This is a genomic window from Persicitalea sp., from assembly GCF_041751555.1.
Classification (GTDB): domain Bacteria; phylum Bacteroidota; class Bacteroidia; order Cytophagales; family Spirosomataceae; genus Persicitalea.
Genome location: NZ_JBGSXF010000656.1, coordinates 1 through 16,069, shown reverse-complemented (window position 1 = coordinate 16,069; position 16,069 = coordinate 1). Strand labels below are relative to the sequence as shown.

Here is a 16,069-nt window from a genome sequence, read left to right as displayed (position 1 = left end):
GTGTCCTCTGGAAATCTCTTTCCTCCCCAAACTGCGCCTTTTGATCCGGGATCAGGGCGGCGGTGCTGTCGAGGTATTCAATCGTGAAGGGGATGGTGTCGTCTTGGAAGAGGGGAAGCACCCACCATTTGAAAATGGTCGGCGTCCATATCAGCCCAAAACTTACTACAATCAGCAGCAAGGCTCCCCGCGACTCGGCGGGCGAAATCCCGAAAAAGTCCTGGATGCGGTGGAGGATTTTGCGGAGCATTTGAGGGCAGAATAGAAATCAAGCCGACCAAATTTTCAAATCTGTATGAGCTGCGATCTGGTCGAAATCGCGATCATTGTGGCAAAGCTCTACATCGAAGTGTATGGCGAACGCGGCAATCAGGCAGTCATTGGGCTTGCGAATGGTGATTCCCTTCTGCCGTAACTGACGGTAGAGCATAGCGGCTGAAATGGCTGCTTCCGTGGCATCCCAACTCAGCGCTAATAGGTCTTCAAAATCTTTTTTGACATTTTGAAAGTCCCGGTCTAGCCTAATGCCCTGTAATACCTCCTGAATGATGACCGGACAGATATAAACTCGGTTGGCAATCAAGTCGTTCCTAAGTCGATCGGTACGTCTGGAAACAATACCCTTTCTAAATTCAATCCAGACGGAAGAATCATGTAAGCGGTACATCGTAAGTACGCATTTCGTCCAGATCGCCATCCCAGCCAGCTCCGAATGAATCAATTAGCCGCTGTCGGCTCATGGATTTCAGAAATTCGTCCAAAGCGCGGTCTATGATTTCCTGCTCAGTTTCAAGATCAGCGTTCATTTCCCGAATTTGCTCTATCTTTTTGCTATCGACCTCTACCAATGTCTTCATAAATCTCTATATCTTTAATTTCCCCCCAAAATACGAAAATAACGTCCACCTTCCACGCTAACAACAAAATGCCTAATTTTGCGCCCGCTCAACCTAACGGAAACGGATTTGGCTATTGACCAACGCTTTCTGTTTAAGAGCACTGTCAATCTTCAAATATAAACCGAATACATGAGCCAAGACTCAAATAGCACCCGTAATGACGGGCCATCCCTCCAAGACATCATCGGCCACGCCAAAGAGTACGGCTTTGTATTTCCCTCTTCCGAAATATACGACGGTCTGCAGGCCGTGTACGACTACGGCCAGAACGGCGTGGAGTTGAAAAATAATCTTAAAGCGGCCTGGTGGAAAGCTATGACGCAACTTCACGAGAACATCGTGGGCATCGACGCGGCCATCTTCATGCACCCGCTCACCTGGAAGGCATCGGGCCACATAGATGGTTTCAGCGATCCGATGATCGACAATAAGGATTCCCAAAAACGCTACCGCGCCGACCAACTGCTGGAAGGCAGGGCGGAGGAATACGCCGCCGCCGGGGAAGAAGACAAAAGCCAGGCGCTCCTCACCGAAATGGGACGATTACTTTCGGCAGAAGACTTAGATGGTGTGCGAGAGCTGATTATCGCCGAGGACATCAAATGTCCGATGTCGGGAACTGCCAATTGGACGGAGGTTCGGCAATTTAACCTGATGTTCAGCACCCAGATTGGCTCGGTGGCCGAAGATTCAAACGTGGTTTATCTCCGGCCCGAAACGGCGCAGGGCATTTTTGTCAATTTCCTAAACGTGCAGAAAAGCGGGCGGATGAAAGTACCTTTCGGTATCGCCCAAATTGGCAAAGCGTTCCGAAACGAGATTGTGGCGCGGCAGTTTATATTCAGGATGCGGGAGTTCGAGCAGATGGAGATGCAGTTCTTCGTGCGGCCCGGCACCGAAATGGAGTGGTACGAGCAGTGGAAAACCACCCGGCTAAAATTCCACCAGGCCATTGGTCTTCCCGCTGACAAGCTTAAATACCATGACCACGATAAATTGGCTCACTACGCCAACGCCGCTGTGGACATCGAATATGAGTTTCCTTTTGGGTTCCGTGAGATCGAAGGCATTCACTCCCGCACCGATTTTGATCTGCGGAACCATCAGGAATTGTCCAAAAAGAAGCAGCAGTACTTCGACGCCGACCTGGCGGAGAATGGAAAGCCCTACGGCAACTACATTCCCTACGTAGTAGAAACCTCTGTCGGCGCTGATCGCCTGTTTTTAGCGGCCTTCTGTAATGCCTACACCCGCGAAATGGTGGGCGAAGGCGATAAAGAGAAGGAGCGCGTTTACCTAAAACTGCACCCAGCTTTGGCCCCCATCAAAGCCGCTGTGCTGCCTTTGGTTAAGAAGGACGGCTTGGCCGAGAAAGCGCAAAGCATTGCCGATTCGCTGAAATCGTCGTTCCGTACGGTTTATGACGACAACGCCGCCATCGGAAAGCGCTACACACGGCAAGATTTGATTGGGACGCCCTATTGCATTGCGGTGGATTACCAAACGATGGAGGACGATACGGTCACCATCCGTCACCGCGATAGCATGGAGCAGGAGCGGGTGTCTATTGGTGAGCTTAAAGAAAGAATTGGACAGGCCGTGGCGATAGAAAGAATCTTGGAAGAGATCTAAGGTTTTTTTGAATCGGCTTGTGAATTAGCCGGACTGGGAAAGGATACTTTGTTATCCTTTCCCAGTCCGGCTTTTTATGTTACAAAACCAAGAAACATTTCCTTTGAGCTGTAAGACAATCGCTCATTGTAGGATGATAGCCGAAAAATCAAATAGCATATTTCAATTATAAAATTTGGTTATTTTATATGATGTCAGAATCGAGATATTGCCAGATTGTGAATAATAAATAAATAATTTGCACAATTTGAATTATATGCGAATATAATTTGGTCAGAGCCGAAATTTGTATTTTGTTTATGAATTCAAAAGTTCACTTAACCAAACTTTTATCACCCTCATGAAAAAAGTAGAAGCGATTATTCGCAAGACTAAGTTCACCGACATGCAGGAAGCTTTGCATGAGGCGGGCATCGACTTCATGACTTACTGGGAAGTCAGGGGCGTAGGCAAGGCAGTTGAAGCGCGGTCGTACCGGGGCATCGTGTATGACACAAGTACCATCGAACGCATCATGGTGATGTTCTACTGCCAGGATCAAAACGTCGAGCCCGCCATTAAGGCCATTATGTCCTCCGCTAAAACGGGCGAAATCGGCGACGGGAAAATCTTCATTTCCGACGTAGAGCGAGGTATCAAAATCCGTAATGCCGAAGAGGGCGTGGACGCTTTAAACTAATTGTGAATTGTGAATTTTGAATGAGTGAATAGACAGTCATTCAAGCTATCACTCAGTTTCACTTTCCAAATTTCCAGATCCACCAATTCTTTACTCTAAAAGGCGCCCAAATCAAATATGTGTCGTCCAGTATAGTATTCTCTCATTCTCTAATTCACTCATTCAAAATTAAATATGGAAGAGCTTTCTACAACAGTAAGTGACCTGGCAATGTCCGTTGACAATGTATGGGTTCTTATAGCTACCTGTCTCGTAATGTTCATGCAAGCTGGCTTTGCGCTAGTGGAAGTGGGCTTCACCCGCGCGAAGAATGCTGCGAATATATTAATGAAAAACCTGATGGACTTCTCCATTGGTTCGCTCATGTTCTGGATGATCGGCTATAGCATTATGTTTGGCGAGGACGTTGGAGGTTTCATGGGACAAATCGACATGTTCTTCGGCCCCGATGAGGTGGACGGATTGCCCCAAATCACCACACTAATGTTCCAAACTGTTTTCGCTGCTACTGCCGCGACGATCGTGTCAGGGGCCATGGCTGAGCGCACCCGTTTCGGTGCGTACCTTATTTATAGCATGATAATCACTGTCATCATTTACCCCATTTCAGGTCACTGGACCTGGGGCGGCGGTTGGTTGTCGGAAATGGGCTTCGTCGATTTTGCCGGCTCCACAGTCGTTCACTCGGTAGGTGGCTGGGCGGCTCTGGTAGGAGCAGCTCTGCTCGGTCCACGCCTCGGCAAGTACGTCAACGGTAAGCCCCGGGCAATTCCTGGCCACAACCTGGTGCTTGGCGCATTAGGCGTATTTATACTATGGTTGGGATGGTTTGGGTTCAACCCCGGATCACAACTGGCCGCCTCAGGCAAGGAAAATGCCATCGCTATCTCGCACATATTTGCTACCACCAACCTGGCCGCCGCGTCGGGGGCCGTGGCTGCCATGCTGCTTTCCTGGATGCGCTACAAGCGTCCTTCGCTGAGCGTCACGCTCAACGGTGCCCTTGCCGGACTCGTGGGAATCACCGCAGGTTGCGCCGCCGTTTCGTTGGGCAGTGCGGCACTGATAGGCCTCATCTCAGGGGTAGTTCTGGTGTTTTCTCTGGAATTCATCGAGCGCACGCTCAAAATCGACGACCCCGTTGGAGCCATTTCGGTTCATGGTGTGTGTGGTGCGGTTGGTACTTTGCTGGTGGGTGTATTCGCTACCGATGGTGGCCTATTGTACGGCGGCGGAGCCACGCTGCTTGGTGTTCAGGCAGTGGGCGTATTTGCCACGATGGGCTGGGTACTAGCTACCTCCTTTGTGATGTTCTTCGTCATCAAAAAGACTGTCGGTCTGCGCGAGTCGCAGCGCGTAGAAGAGGAAGGCCTCGATATCTACGAGCACGGCGAAACGGTTTACAATGTCGTGTAAGGCGGTCGGTTATTAGCTTTGGACGAAAGGTCTTCCCCATGTATCGGGAAGACCTTTTTTTTAAAAAACCAGCATGATCCCTCAGGCACAAAATCTACTTTATGCTTTTTGAAAAGAAACCCAAGCCCTCCAATTCGCGTTGTGAAGGCTTTAATTCAACCCAAAAATAACTAACTACCCATGATTAATCGCAAAGCAACCGCTGTCTGGCAGGGAAGCGGGAAAGAAGGCACCGGAAAAGTAAGTACCCAAAGTACCGTCCTAGACGACGCGCAATACTCTTTCAAAACCCGTTTCGCCGAAGGCAAGGGCACCAATCCTGAAGAACTAATCGCGGCTGCCCACGCGGGCTGCTACGCCATGAAGCTCAGCTTCGATCTGAACGAAGCCGGCTTTACCGCCGACGAGTTGCAGGTGACCGCCACCGTTTCGCTCGACGCCGATAAGGGCGAAGTAGGTAAGAGTCATCTGGTGCTGAAAGGCAAAGTACCCAAAATCGACGAGGCGCAATTCAAAAAAATCGCCGAGGGCGCTAAGAAAGGGTGTCCGATTTCGAAGCTGCTGAACGCTGAGATTTCGCTGGATGCAGAGTTGGTTTGACGAGTTAAGCTGTCAACTTATTCATTCCGGAGGGGACTTTATGAGTTTCCCCGTTTTTATAGAACAAACAATCTATAATTATGATATATAGATTGTTTGTTCTATAATTGTACCATGGAAGTCTATCAAGTAGTTACGGGAGATGTACGAGATTCGGCTAAGATGCCGCCTAAGCGGCGTCTGCAATTAAGACGGGCTTTTGACTACCTGGCTGAAAAATCGCTAGGTAAGTACGAATACTTCATTCGGGGAGATAATTTTCAAATTCTGCTGAGAGAGAACGCTCTATACGAATGTATTTGCCTTAAAACCTATCTCCACAGCAAGTTAATGGTGCAGGTTCGCGTGTCTGTCGGCATTGGAGAAGTGGGGCTAATCAACGAGCGGGTGTCCGACTCGGATGGGGAAGCGTTCTGGTATTCGGGACGAGCTTTGGAGGAAATGAAGAGCAAAGACCAGTGGACACGGATCGTTACTGCTCGTGCCGACATTAATGATGAGTGGGAGGTTCATACCGCAACTCTCGATTATCTGGAAAGTGACCGCACGGCGCACCAATCAGAGGCGCTTTACTGGACCTTACGCAACGAAACGCAGTCGGGAATAGCCAAACGGCTAGGTATTTCCCAGCCTTCAGTACATAGCCGCATCAAGGGCGCAGGCTGGCCACTGATCGAGAAAATACTCCATCGCTACGACCAGATACAAACGATTCTCTCAAATCAAACAGACCATGCCGCTGTTGTTTGACGCCGATCAGGCGATCGTACTCCTGAAGCTCGTAGCGGCTCACTTGCTGACCGATTTTTTTCTGCAACCCAACTATTGGGTTCAGAATAAGGAAAGACGGAAAGAACGTTCACCTTACCTGTACGCTCATGTGTTGATTACGGGAACGATGGCGGGGCTTTTCACAGGTAGCGTAGGAGCGGGCTTATTCGTTGCAGTGACCCATTTGGGAATCGACCTATGGAAACTCTATCAAACCCAGCGAAGCTTCAAGAATTTTCTCCTGGATCAACTACTCCATATCTCCATTCTAATTGTCACTTGGCTTTTCCTGATCGAAGGATTCGGATATTTGCGGATGGTGGTAGTCTCCTTTTTTGGAAATTTTCGCTTCTGGGCCATACTAACGACGTACCTGCTGTGCACCTATCCACTAGGCTTCGCTGTGGGAATGTCCACCAGCCGCTGGCGCGAGCAGGTGGCTGCAAAAGGAGAGTCGTTGAATGAAGCAGGTAAATGGATCGGAATGCTGGAGCGCGTATTGATCCTAACTTTCCTGCTGAATAATCAATTCGAAGCAATTGGCCTATTGATTGCTGCCAAAGCGCTATTGCGCTTTCGGGATGACGACCTAAAACTGACCGAATATGTACTTATCGGAACGTTGCTAAGCTTTACAATGACGATCATGGTAGGCGTAGTCTTGCAGATGGTGCTGTGACGGTTGGTATTTTAGAAGGAGACACCTGAAAACTATAAACAATAAGTATGGCAACCCCAAGTTGAACTTTTCAGAAATTACACAGCGCGGGCTGCCTACCTTTAAACCAAATAATTTAAACGTGCGCGAACTCCGGTGTCAGCATTGACATCGCCTTGGCTTCAAGCAGCGACTCACCCATCAGGAACTCGTCCACAGCGCGGGCGGCTTCGCGGCCTTCACTGATGGCCCACACGACCAGCGATTGTCCCCGGCGGCAATCGCCCGCCGCAAAAACTTTCTCGTTGGTAGTCGATTGGTACTTTTGGGCCTTGACATTGCCACGCTCGTCATATTCCAGATCCAGGTCGTTGAGCAAACGCTCTTGTTGCGGGTGCAAAAATCCGGCGGCTAACAGTGCCAGGTCGCAGGGGATTTCCTCCTCGGTGCCGGGTACTTCCTGCATGCTGAGTCGCCCCGTTTCGGGATTCATCTGCCAGTCGAGCTTCACAATTTTGAGGGCTTTGAGGTTGCCCGCCTCGTCGCCGAGGAAAGCTTTTGTATTAATCGACCATTGCCTCGAATCATCGTCTTTATCCATTTCCTCGTGCGAAGTGGAGGTCCGCATCATCATAGGCCAGTTGGGCCAGGGCGTGGTAGCATCACGATCCTGTGGAGGCATGGGTAGTAGCTCGATTTGCGTCACCGACTTGGCCCCGTGACGATTGGAAGTACCCACGCAGTCAGATCCTGTGTCGCCACCGCCGATGACAACCACGTGCTTATCCGTAGCCAGAAGATCGCCGTTTTGGTAGTCGAGCCCCTGGTGGTCTTTTTCCACCGAAATTTCAGCCACGCGCTTGTTTTGCTGGCTAAGAAATTCCATGGCGAAATGAACGCCTTTTAGATTTCGGCCTTCTATCTTCAGATCGCGCGGTACAGTGGAACCAGTGGCAAGTACCACAGCGTCGTAATCACGCAGCAATTCGTTAGCCTTTATGTTCTTGCCAATCTCGACATTTGTCCGAAACTCGATGCCTTCTTGCTCCATGATCGCCAGGCGACGATCCACGATGCGCTTTTCCAACTTGAAGTCGGGAATACCGTAGCGAAGCAGTCCGCCGATACGGTCAGCACGCTCGAATAGTGTAACGGTATGACCCGCCTGGTTCAACTGTGAAGCTGCCGCCATACCCGCAGGACCGGAACCCACCACGGCCACGGCCTTACCCGTCCGCTTTTTGGGAAGCCGGGGCTTGACCAAACCCATTTCAAAGGCTTTCTCGGCGATGGATTTTTCGATAAACTCGATGGCTACGGGCGGCTTGTTGATACCCAATACGCAAGATGCCTCGCAGGGCGCGGGACAAATGCGGCCCGTGAATTCGGGGTAGTTGTTGGTCGAAGCCAGAATATCGTAGGCTAGCGCCCAATTCTGGTCATAAACTGCATCGTTGAAGTCGGGAATGATGTTGCCAAGCGGACATCCGTTATGGCAAAAAGGTATCCCGCAGTCCATGCAACGCGCTGCCTGAGTACGCGAGTGTTCCTCAGTATGCGCACTTTCAATTTCTTTATAGTCATGAACCCGCTCCTCCACGGGACGCTTCTTGGGCAATTCACGATCAAACTCTAAAAATCCGGTTGGTTTTCCCATCACGCTATTGATAAAAACACGAGGAGGAAAGCAGGAAAGGATAAAGGGAGGAAAGGAAGAAACTTATGGCAAATAACGTTCCTATATTTTTCCTTTCTTCCTTCCTCCTTTCCTCCCTTTATCCTCCAAAAAATTAATTTACATTCACTACCACATCTCCATATACCACACTCTTGTCAGCTACTTGCTGCGCAAGAGTTACGCCTCGGCTGGCGAGAGCGTCTCTGAAATCGTTGGGCAGGACTTTAACGAACTGCTTCATGATGTCCTGCCAGTTTTGGGTGATCTGGAAGGCGACATTACTGGTTGTGTACTGGAAGTGCTTGTCGATGTATTGGCGGAGGATGCCTTCGTCTTCCTCGCTCAGCGTATCGACTGACACCATCTCATAGTTTACTTTTTCCTTAAAGTCGTTTTCCTTGTCCCAGACGTAAGCTACGCCGCCCGACATACCGGCGGCAAAGTTGCGGCCCGTTTCACCGAGAACGATCGCCACGCCACCCGTCATGTACTCACATCCGTGGTCACCTGCGCCCTCCACCACGACTTTGGCTCCCGAGTTCCTTACGCAAAAGCGCTCTCCGGCGGTTCCTCTTATGTAAGCTTCGCCGGAAGTCGCACCGTAGAAGGCGACGTTGCCGATGATAATGTTTTCCTCGGGCTTAAACTTGGCATCACGGTCGGGATATACGATCAATTCGGCACCGCAGAGGCCCTTGCCGAAGTAGTCATTCGCGTCGCCTTCCAATTCCATGCGAAGTCCCGCAGTATTGAAGGCTCCGAAACTCTGCCCTGCTGTTCCCCGAAATTTGAAGTGAATCGTCCCGGTCGGCAGGCCGACGCCCCCGTAGAGTTTTGATATTTCGTTGGAGAGCATCGTTCCCAACGAGCGGTTGAGGTTGATGATCGGGAATTCGGCGTAGACTTCCTCGGCCCTTTCCAGAGCGGGTCGAGCAGTTTCGATCAATTGGCGGTCCAACACGTGTTCGATGCCGTGATCTTGCTCTTCTTGCTTGAATTGTGCCACATCCAACCCGCCTTCTTCTTTATATAAAATAGCGTCGAAATTTAAGTTCTTGTACTTCCAATGCTTCAGATCGGGCCGCATTTCGAGGTGCTGAACCTGACCGATCATATCGTTGACAGTTCGGAAGCCCAGTTGCGCCATGATCTCGCGCATTTCGGTAGCCATAAAGTAGAACATATTCACCACGTGTTCGGGCTTGCCCGTAAAAAGTGCCCTCAGTTCCTTCCGCTGCGTAGCCACACCGACGGGGCAGGTGTTGAGATGGCATTTGCGCATCATAATGCAACCTGCCGCCACTAGCGCGGCGGTAGCTACCCCCCATTCTTCTGCCCCGAGCATGGCAGCGATCGCCATATCGCGACCCGTTCGAATCTGCCCGTCGGATTGAATGGTTACCCTGCCTCGCAGTTTGTTCTTGACCAGGGTTTGGTGCGTTTCAGCCAGGCCCAGTTCCCAGGGCAATCCGGCGTGACGAATAGAACTGAGCGGCGAAGCGCCCGTGCCGCCGTCGTAACCCGCAATCAAAATATGGTCGGCGTGGGCCTTGGCCACGCCCGTGGCTACGGTACCGACGCCCGCCTCCGACACCAGCTTGACGCTGATTCGGGCTTGACGATTGGCATTTTTCAGATCAAAAATCAACTGCGCCAGATCCTCGATGGAATAAATATCGTGGTGTGGCGGTGGCGAAATCAGACCCACACCGGGTGTGGAATGACGAGTGCGGCCGATCCAGTCGTCCACCTTATGGCCGGGGAGTTGTCCGCCTTCACCGGGCTTGGCACCCTGGGCCATCTTGATTTGTAGTTCCTGGGCATTGGTGAGGTAGTAGCTCGTTACTCCGAAACGGCCCGAGGCCACCTGCTTGATAGCCGAGTTCATCGAGTCGCCATTAGGCAGCGACTCAAAACGGCGCTCGTCTTCACCGCCCTCACCAGAGTTGGATTTGCCGCCGATGCGGTTCATGGCGATGGCCAGCGTGGTATGAGCCTCCCACGAAATGGAGCCGAAGGACATGGCACCCGTTGCGAAGCGCTTAAAAATGCTCTCCACGGGCTCCACCTCTTCGATAGGGATTGATTCGCCTTTCTTGAACTGCATTAAACCTCGTAACGTCATTGCCTCATGGCTCTGATCGTCAATGAGTTTTGAATATTTTTTGAATAAATTATAATCGTTGGTTTTGGTACTTTGTTGAAGTAGATGAACCGTTTGCGGATTGAACAGGTGCGATTCGCCGCGCTGCTTCCACTGGTAGAAGCCACCCACTTCGAGGTGCGGATTTAAGCCGGGCGTATCGGGGTAGGCCACCTTGTGGCGCACAAGAACCTCGCGGGCGATTTCTTCGATGCCCAGGCCGCCGATGCGAGAAATGGTACCCGTAAAGTATTTATCAACTACCTCCTTGTTCAGGCCCAGGCACTCGAAAATCTGCGCACCCTGGTAAGATTGTAAAGTGGATATTCCCATTTTGGAGAATATCTTGAGTAACTCCTTATTAACCGCTTTGATGTAATTGGCAAAAAGTACCTCATCCTTGAAATCACCATCGATGCGATTGGTGCGGTTCATGAAGGCCAGCGACTCGAAGGCCATGTAGGGACAAATCCCCGCCGCGCCGTAGCCAATCAGGGTAGCGAAGTGATGCGTTTCCCAAATGTCCCCGGCTTCGACCAAAATCCCCACCGCTCCCCGCAAACCTTTACGGATCAAGTGGTGGTGTACAGCGGCAGTCACCAGTAGCGACGGCACGGGCGCGTGATCGGAGTCGATAGCGCGGTCGGAGAGGATGATAATCTCAAAACCGTCCTCGATGGCGTCTTCGGCGTATTGACAAATGCGCTCCAGAGCCCGAACCATACCCTTACCGCCCTGATCGACGAAAAAGTAGGTATTGATGGTCTTGGCCTGAAAATGGTTTTTATCCACAAAGCGCAGCTTGTCGAACTCCGGCACGGTCAGCACCGGATGGGGTAGTTCGATTTGGCGACAGTGATCCGGCGTTTCGGACAGGATATTTTCATTGGCTCCTACAAAACCGATCAGGGACATGATCGACCGTTCGCGAATCGAGTCGATGGGCGGGTTGGTAACCTGCGCAAAGAGCTGTTTGAAGTAATTGGAAAGATGTTGGCTCTGTTCCGAAAGTACCGCCAGCGGTACATCCGTTCCCATGGAGCCGATGGCTTCTTTACCTAGCTGCGCCATTGGGGCCAGGATCATCCGCAGGTCTTCGGAAGTGAAACCGAAAGCCATCTGCCGCTTGGTGAGCGCAGCGTCGTCGTACTGCCGGTACATCCTGATCGGCTGGTCGAGGTCGTCTACGTGTAGTTTGTATTCATCCAGCCATTGCTGATAGGGTTTGCGGGCGCAGATTTCGGCTTTCAACTCCTCATCGGGAATGATACGGCCTTCTTCCATGTCCACCACAAACATGCGACCCGGCTGCAGGCGCCCTTTCTTGACGACCTTCGCCTGATCCACTTCCAGCACCCCGGCTTCGGAAGCCATGATTACTGTGTCGTCGTCCAGCACCCAGTATCGCGACGGGCGCAGACCGTTGCGGTCGAGCGTCGCACCCACGATCTTGCCGTCGGTAAACGAAATAGAGGCCGGACCGTCCCAAGGCTCCATAATGGCGGCGTGGTACTCGTAAAATGCCTTGCGGACGGGATCCATTTGTTCGTTGTCGGCCCAGGCTTCGGGGATGAGCATCATCATCACGTGCGGCAGCGAACGGCCCGTGAGGTAGAGGAGCTCGATGGCGTTGTCAAGATTAGCGGAGTCTGACTGCCTGATGTCGCAGATCGGCAGAACCATTTCCATTTCCTCTTTCGTGAAATATTCCGATTCCAGAGATTTTTCCCCGGCCCGAATCCAGTTCACGTTGCCCTTTACCGTGTTGATCTCACCATTGTGAGCAATATAGCGGAAGGGCTGGGCTAATTTCCAGGAAGGAAAAGTATTGGTCGAAAAACGCGAGTGTACCACGGCGAAAGCCGAAACTACCGACTCGTTATCGAGATCGGGAAAGTAATATTTTAGCTGATTGGTCGTAAGTTGACCTTTGTAAGAAATGGTGCGACTGGAAAGTGAAGAAAAGTAAAACTGATTTTTCGCACCCTTGACCGAAGCAATCAACTTGTTAACTACCTGACGAAGAATAAACAGCTTGCGCTCGAAAGCCAGATCATCCTCAATCAAGTCGGGACGCTTCACAAAAAGCTGCTCCACGATGGGCTCCACCGAAAGCGATCCTTCGCCCAGGGTGTCGTTCAGCGTAGGTACCTTGCGGTAGCCGAGCAGCGTCATACCCAGCTTCTTAATTCTGCGGTTGATGATATCCCGGCATTCCTCGCGTAGCTCCTTATCCTGCGGGAAGAAAATCATCCCGACGCCGTATTCGCCGCTGTCAGGTAGTTGGAAACCCAGATCAAAGCATTCTTCCACGAAAAACTCGTGGGGAATCTGTAGCAGCAGCCCGGCTCCATCGCCCGTGTTGGGGTCGCAACCGCAGGCACCGCGGTGGTCCATACGTTCGAGCATGTGGATGGCGTCGGCCACGATCTGGTGCGAGCGGCGTCCCTTCATGTGCGCACGAAAGCCAATTCCGCAGGCATCGTGTTCAAATTCAGGACGGTACAGCCCAGGTTGATCTATTATTTCTTCAGAAAGATGGGTCATCTATTAAACAGAGGATTGGTATTAGTAAAATCGCAATATTGTTGCAGTGAAGCGAACGATACATTAACGGGTCAGAAAGCGAGCAAGTAAATTTTGCCGCAAACTCACGCAATATAATAAGAAAAGATGTTCGGTAGAAGCCCCCAAAAACAAAATATTATGGACGTAGTACAATGTTACTAATTAATCTGTACTATATCCTAAAAGGGCTTTGAACTCGCAAAAAAGTAGGCATTTTGCTACGAATTTTTTATCCGGTCTGCAACAATTATGACACGCCTTAAGACAGGATTGTTGCCGGCACTAAACCGAGTAAGTTGTTCCTTCCTCAGCGAGGTAGGTGTCTGGGAAAATGCTCCGGGCTTCGTCCAACGATGGCCCAACCTCGGCGTAACGGGAAGACAAGTGGCCGATCAGCAATTTGCCCACGCCCGCCTCCTTAGCCAAAGTAGCCGCCTGACCCGCCGTGGAGTGGTGCGTTTTGTTGGCGCGAGCAAGTTCGTCCTCCCGGAAAGTAGCTTCGTGGTAAAGGCAATCGACATCCTTTAAATAAGGTACAAGTTCGGGCCGGAAGATCGTATCTGAACAATAAGCATAGGTGCGGGGTGGGGGAGGAGGCGTAGTGAATTCCTCGTAACTATACAGGATTCCCCCGGCTTCCCCCGACACGTCCTTACCGCTTTTGAGCGTGCGCAGGGCTTCGTGGCTCATGTCGGGCGACAGCTTTTCCTTGATCAGATTTCTTTCCCCGATTTTCTCACGAAACAGAAAGCCCGTGCAGGGAATGCGATGCCGCAGTGGCAGGGTACTTACGCTGAAGGAAGGCGCATCGTAAATCAAGCCGGGGTTCCCGGCGTCGATTTCCTGAAAATCCAGATAATAGGAAAGGCGCGTGTCGGACTGCCGGAAAACTTCGGTCAGGATTTCGCTCAATCCTTTGGGGCCGAACAACAGTAGATCTTCGGTACGACTGCCCAGGCTAAGGCTGGTCAGTAACCCGAAAAGTCCGAAATAATGGTCACCATGCAGATGGGTGATAAAAATACCCTTCAAACGACTCGGACGAATTTTCTGATCGAGCAGCCGATATTGTGTGCCTTCCCCACAATCGATCAGATAATAATCGCTGCCCACTTGCACAGCCTGCGCCGAGGCGTGGGAGGACAGAGTAGGCGTGGCTGAACCGGCCCCGAGAATCGTTACTTCAAAGGTCAAGATAAATTGGGATTTAGGGGAGGGGAACTACTCAGGCGGGCGATTGTTTCAAATCGTCCGGTGTTACCAACTTGTCCAGTTTGCCCGTTTTGCCGGAGATCTCCGCCCAACTCTGGTCGTCGAAAACGATGATCGCCATGCTGCACTTTTGCATCGAACCTACATCGGCATTCGTCAGGTACTCGGCAAGGTAGCTGATATCGGGGTTGTGGCCGCTGAGCAGGAGCGTGTTTACGGCGTTGGGCGTGGCGTTGATGGTCGCCAGATACGCCTGTGGCCCGCCGCTGTATATTTTGTCCACCGATTCGATATTGTCCACCTCGAATTTCAACTGCTCGGCCACGATTTTGGCGGTCTGATAGGTACGCGCCGCGCCGCTGGTCTTGATGGCATCGACGGCAATGCCTTGCGTTTTGAGGTAGTGTCCCATTCGGGCGGCGTCCATGATGCCACGACTGGTCAGTTCGCGGTCAAAATCTTTGAACATCTGCGATTGGTCTTCGGCTTTGGCGTGGCGCAGCAGTAGTAAGGTTTTTGGCATGAAAGTGTTTATAAGAGTTTTTGCAAAAATAGAACAAATCGACTACGGTTTGGTTTTCGGCATAAATTTATAAACCGTCATTTGACCGCTCGGGCGAGTTATAAACCACTAGCCAAAATTAGTCACGCGGGCAGGGACTTTATTTTATTAGTTTTGTTGCGATACAATATTTCATACGATCATTTATAGCAAGTCGAAATTCTTATGTTGCAGTTTCTGAAATTTGTCCTGGCTACACTCGTCGGGTTATTTTTATTCTTCATTCTCTCCTTCTTCATCTTAGCGGGCGTTGGCTCGGCCCTTTCCAGCGAGGACAAAACTGTCGTCAAAGATAACTCTGTGCTACGGCTCGACCTCGATAAGCCAATCAAGGAAGTCGGCGTGGAAAATCCATTTGCAGAATTGGGCGCCTTCGGTGGCGGCGAGGAAACCATCGGGCTGAAAGACATCCGCGAAGCCATCACCTACGCCGCTACGGACGACCACATCAAGGGCATCTATATTAAAGCTGAGAATCCTGGGGCAGGTTGGGCATCACTGGAAGAAATCCGCGATGAACTACTTGAATTTAAGAAGTCCAAGAAGTTCGTGTATGCCTACGGCGAGTATTATTCCGAAAAGGGCTACTACCTGGCCTCGCTGGCCGATAAAATTTACCTTAATCCCGCCGGACTGCTGGAATGGAACGGGTTATCGGCTGACTACGAGTTCTACAAGGGTACTTTCGACAAACTGGATGTCAAGCCGCTGGTATTCAAGGTCGGGGAATTCAAGAGTGCCGTCGAGACTTTCTCCCGTACTGATATGAGCGAGGCCAGCAAGCAGCAGTCGATCGAACTACTCGACGCCCTCTACGGCAACTACATCGACAATGTTTCAAAATCTCGCAACATCCCTGCCTCCGAACTGCGCGGACTGGCCGACTCGCTGGCGGTCACGAGTGCTGAATCTGCCGCCCGGTACAAGCTTGTCACCCATCTTGGCTATTCCGATGAGTTGGAAACGGCACTCAAAAAAGAACTCAAACTGGACGAAAAGAAAGACATTACGTTCGTTGGCCTGGGCAAATATCTTAAAAGCGATCATCCCAGCGACGAGGGTGACTTCAACAAACGTGTAGCCGTCGTCATTGCCGAGGGCACGATTATATCGGGTGAGGGCGACGAGGACAATATCGGTTCCGAGACGTTTGTGAAGGAACTTCGCAAAATCCGCGAGAACGACAAGATCAAGGCCGTCGTCCTACGAATCAACTCGCCCGGCGGCAGTGCTCTGGCCTCAGACGTTATG

General features: G+C 51.1%; 13 protein-coding genes and 1 pseudogene. 7 read left to right on the top strand and 7 right to left on the bottom strand.

The window, feature by feature from the left end:
• The 3 genes and pseudogenes from ACEW8P_RS23220 to ACEW8P_RS23210 form a co-directional block, all read right to left on the bottom strand.
• Positions 1-250 (bottom strand): annotated as a pseudogene (locus ACEW8P_RS23220) (helix-hairpin-helix domain-containing protein); the annotation flags it as partial.
• Positions 251-268: 18 nt separating this feature from the next.
• Positions 269-667 (bottom strand): PIN domain-containing protein, encoded by a 399-nt coding sequence (locus ACEW8P_RS23215; protein WP_373515451.1) that lies wholly within the window; start codon positions 665-667, stop codon positions 269-271.
• Complete coding sequence (locus tag ACEW8P_RS23210) at positions 651-857, bottom strand: hypothetical protein (protein ID WP_373515450.1); 207 nt, start codon at positions 855-857, stop codon at positions 651-653. The genes ACEW8P_RS23215 and ACEW8P_RS23210 overlap by 17 nt, the downstream gene beginning before the upstream one ends.
• A gap of 171 nt (positions 858-1,028) precedes the next feature.
• Here ACEW8P_RS23210 and ACEW8P_RS23205 point away from each other — a divergent pair, with 171 nt between their 5' ends.
• From ACEW8P_RS23205 to ACEW8P_RS23180, 6 genes are all read left to right on the top strand, one after another.
• Positions 1,029-2,531 (top strand): glycine--tRNA ligase, encoded by a 1,503-nt coding sequence (locus tag ACEW8P_RS23205; protein ID WP_373515449.1) that lies wholly within the window; start codon positions 1,029-1,031, stop codon positions 2,529-2,531.
• Positions 2,532-2,871: 340 nt separating this feature from the next.
• Positions 2,872-3,210 (top strand): P-II family nitrogen regulator, encoded by a 339-nt coding sequence (locus ACEW8P_RS23200; RefSeq protein ID WP_373515448.1) that lies wholly within the window; start codon positions 2,872-2,874, stop codon positions 3,208-3,210.
• A gap of 174 nt (positions 3,211-3,384) precedes the next feature.
• A complete protein-coding gene (locus ACEW8P_RS23195) occupies positions 3,385-4,626 on the top strand; it encodes an ammonium transporter (protein ID WP_373515447.1) in 1,242 nt (413 codons plus the stop codon).
• 180 nt (positions 4,627-4,806) lie between these two features.
• A complete protein-coding gene (locus tag ACEW8P_RS23190) occupies positions 4,807-5,226 on the top strand; it encodes an OsmC family protein (RefSeq protein WP_373515446.1) in 420 nt (139 codons plus the stop codon).
• A 114-nt stretch (positions 5,227-5,340) separates the two neighbouring features.
• On the top strand, positions 5,341-5,976 hold the full coding sequence (locus ACEW8P_RS23185) for a hypothetical protein (RefSeq protein ID WP_373515445.1): 636 nt from the start codon (positions 5,341-5,343) through the stop codon (positions 5,974-5,976).
• On the top strand, positions 5,960-6,676 hold the full coding sequence (locus ACEW8P_RS23180; RefSeq protein ID WP_373515444.1) for a DUF3307 domain-containing protein: 717 nt from the start codon (positions 5,960-5,962) through the stop codon (positions 6,674-6,676). Before ACEW8P_RS23185 ends, ACEW8P_RS23180 begins: the two co-directional genes overlap by 17 nt.
• 115 nt (positions 6,677-6,791) lie before the next feature.
• On the opposite strand, the gene ACEW8P_RS23175 is transcribed toward ACEW8P_RS23180, so the two are convergent.
• From ACEW8P_RS23175 to ACEW8P_RS23160, 4 genes are all read right to left on the bottom strand, one after another.
• Positions 6,792-8,312, bottom strand: coding sequence for a glutamate synthase subunit beta (locus tag ACEW8P_RS23175; protein WP_373515443.1), 1,521 nt, complete (start codon positions 8,310-8,312; stop codon positions 6,792-6,794).
• 133 nt (positions 8,313-8,445) lie between these two features.
• Positions 8,446-13,023 (bottom strand): glutamate synthase large subunit, encoded by a 4,578-nt coding sequence (gltB, locus tag ACEW8P_RS23170; protein WP_373515442.1) that lies wholly within the window; start codon positions 13,021-13,023, stop codon positions 8,446-8,448.
• A gap of 303 nt (positions 13,024-13,326) precedes the next feature.
• Positions 13,327-14,238 carry a ribonuclease Z gene (locus tag ACEW8P_RS23165; RefSeq protein WP_373515441.1) on the bottom strand — a complete coding sequence of 304 codons (912 nt, stop codon included), beginning with the start codon at positions 14,236-14,238 and terminating at the stop codon, positions 13,327-13,329.
• Positions 14,239-14,269: 31 nt separating this feature from the next.
• Positions 14,270-14,779: a histidine phosphatase family protein gene (locus tag ACEW8P_RS23160; RefSeq protein ID WP_373515440.1), complete on the bottom strand. Its 510-nt coding sequence runs from the start codon at positions 14,777-14,779 to the stop codon at positions 14,270-14,272.
• Between the two features lie 204 nt (positions 14,780-14,983).
• Between ACEW8P_RS23160 and ACEW8P_RS23155 the strand changes: the two genes are divergently transcribed.
• Positions 14,984-16,069: S49 family peptidase (locus tag ACEW8P_RS23155; RefSeq protein WP_373515439.1), on the top strand; the 1,086-nt coding region annotated here is incomplete at its 3' end.

Excerpts from the sequence above, each read along its gene's own strand:
- ACEW8P_RS23215 (WP_373515451.1), bottom strand. The coding sequence starts at position 667 with ATGTACCGCTTACATGATTCTTCCGTCTGGATTGAATTTAGAAAGGGT.
- ACEW8P_RS23210 (WP_373515450.1), bottom strand. The coding sequence starts at position 857 with ATGAAGACATTGGTAGAGGTCGATAGCAAAAAGATAGAGCAAATTCGG.
- ACEW8P_RS23205 (WP_373515449.1), top strand. The coding sequence starts at position 1,029 with ATGAGCCAAGACTCAAATAGCACCCGTAATGACGGGCCATCCCTCCAA.
- ACEW8P_RS23200 (WP_373515448.1), top strand. The coding sequence starts at position 2,872 with ATGAAAAAAGTAGAAGCGATTATTCGCAAGACTAAGTTCACCGACATG.
- ACEW8P_RS23195 (WP_373515447.1), top strand. The coding sequence starts at position 3,385 with ATGGAAGAGCTTTCTACAACAGTAAGTGACCTGGCAATGTCCGTTGAC.
- ACEW8P_RS23190 (WP_373515446.1), top strand. The coding sequence starts at position 4,807 with ATGATTAATCGCAAAGCAACCGCTGTCTGGCAGGGAAGCGGGAAAGAA.
- ACEW8P_RS23185 (WP_373515445.1), top strand. The coding sequence starts at position 5,341 with ATGGAAGTCTATCAAGTAGTTACGGGAGATGTACGAGATTCGGCTAAG.
- ACEW8P_RS23180 (WP_373515444.1), top strand. The coding sequence starts at position 5,960 with ATGCCGCTGTTGTTTGACGCCGATCAGGCGATCGTACTCCTGAAGCTC.
- ACEW8P_RS23175 (WP_373515443.1), bottom strand. The coding sequence starts at position 8,312 with ATGGGAAAACCAACCGGATTTTTAGAGTTTGATCGTGAATTGCCCAAG.
- gltB (WP_373515442.1), bottom strand. The coding sequence starts at position 13,023 with ATGACCCATCTTTCTGAAGAAATAATAGATCAACCTGGGCTGTACCGT.
- ACEW8P_RS23160 (WP_373515440.1), bottom strand. The coding sequence starts at position 14,779 with ATGCCAAAAACCTTACTACTGCTGCGCCACGCCAAAGCCGAAGACCAA.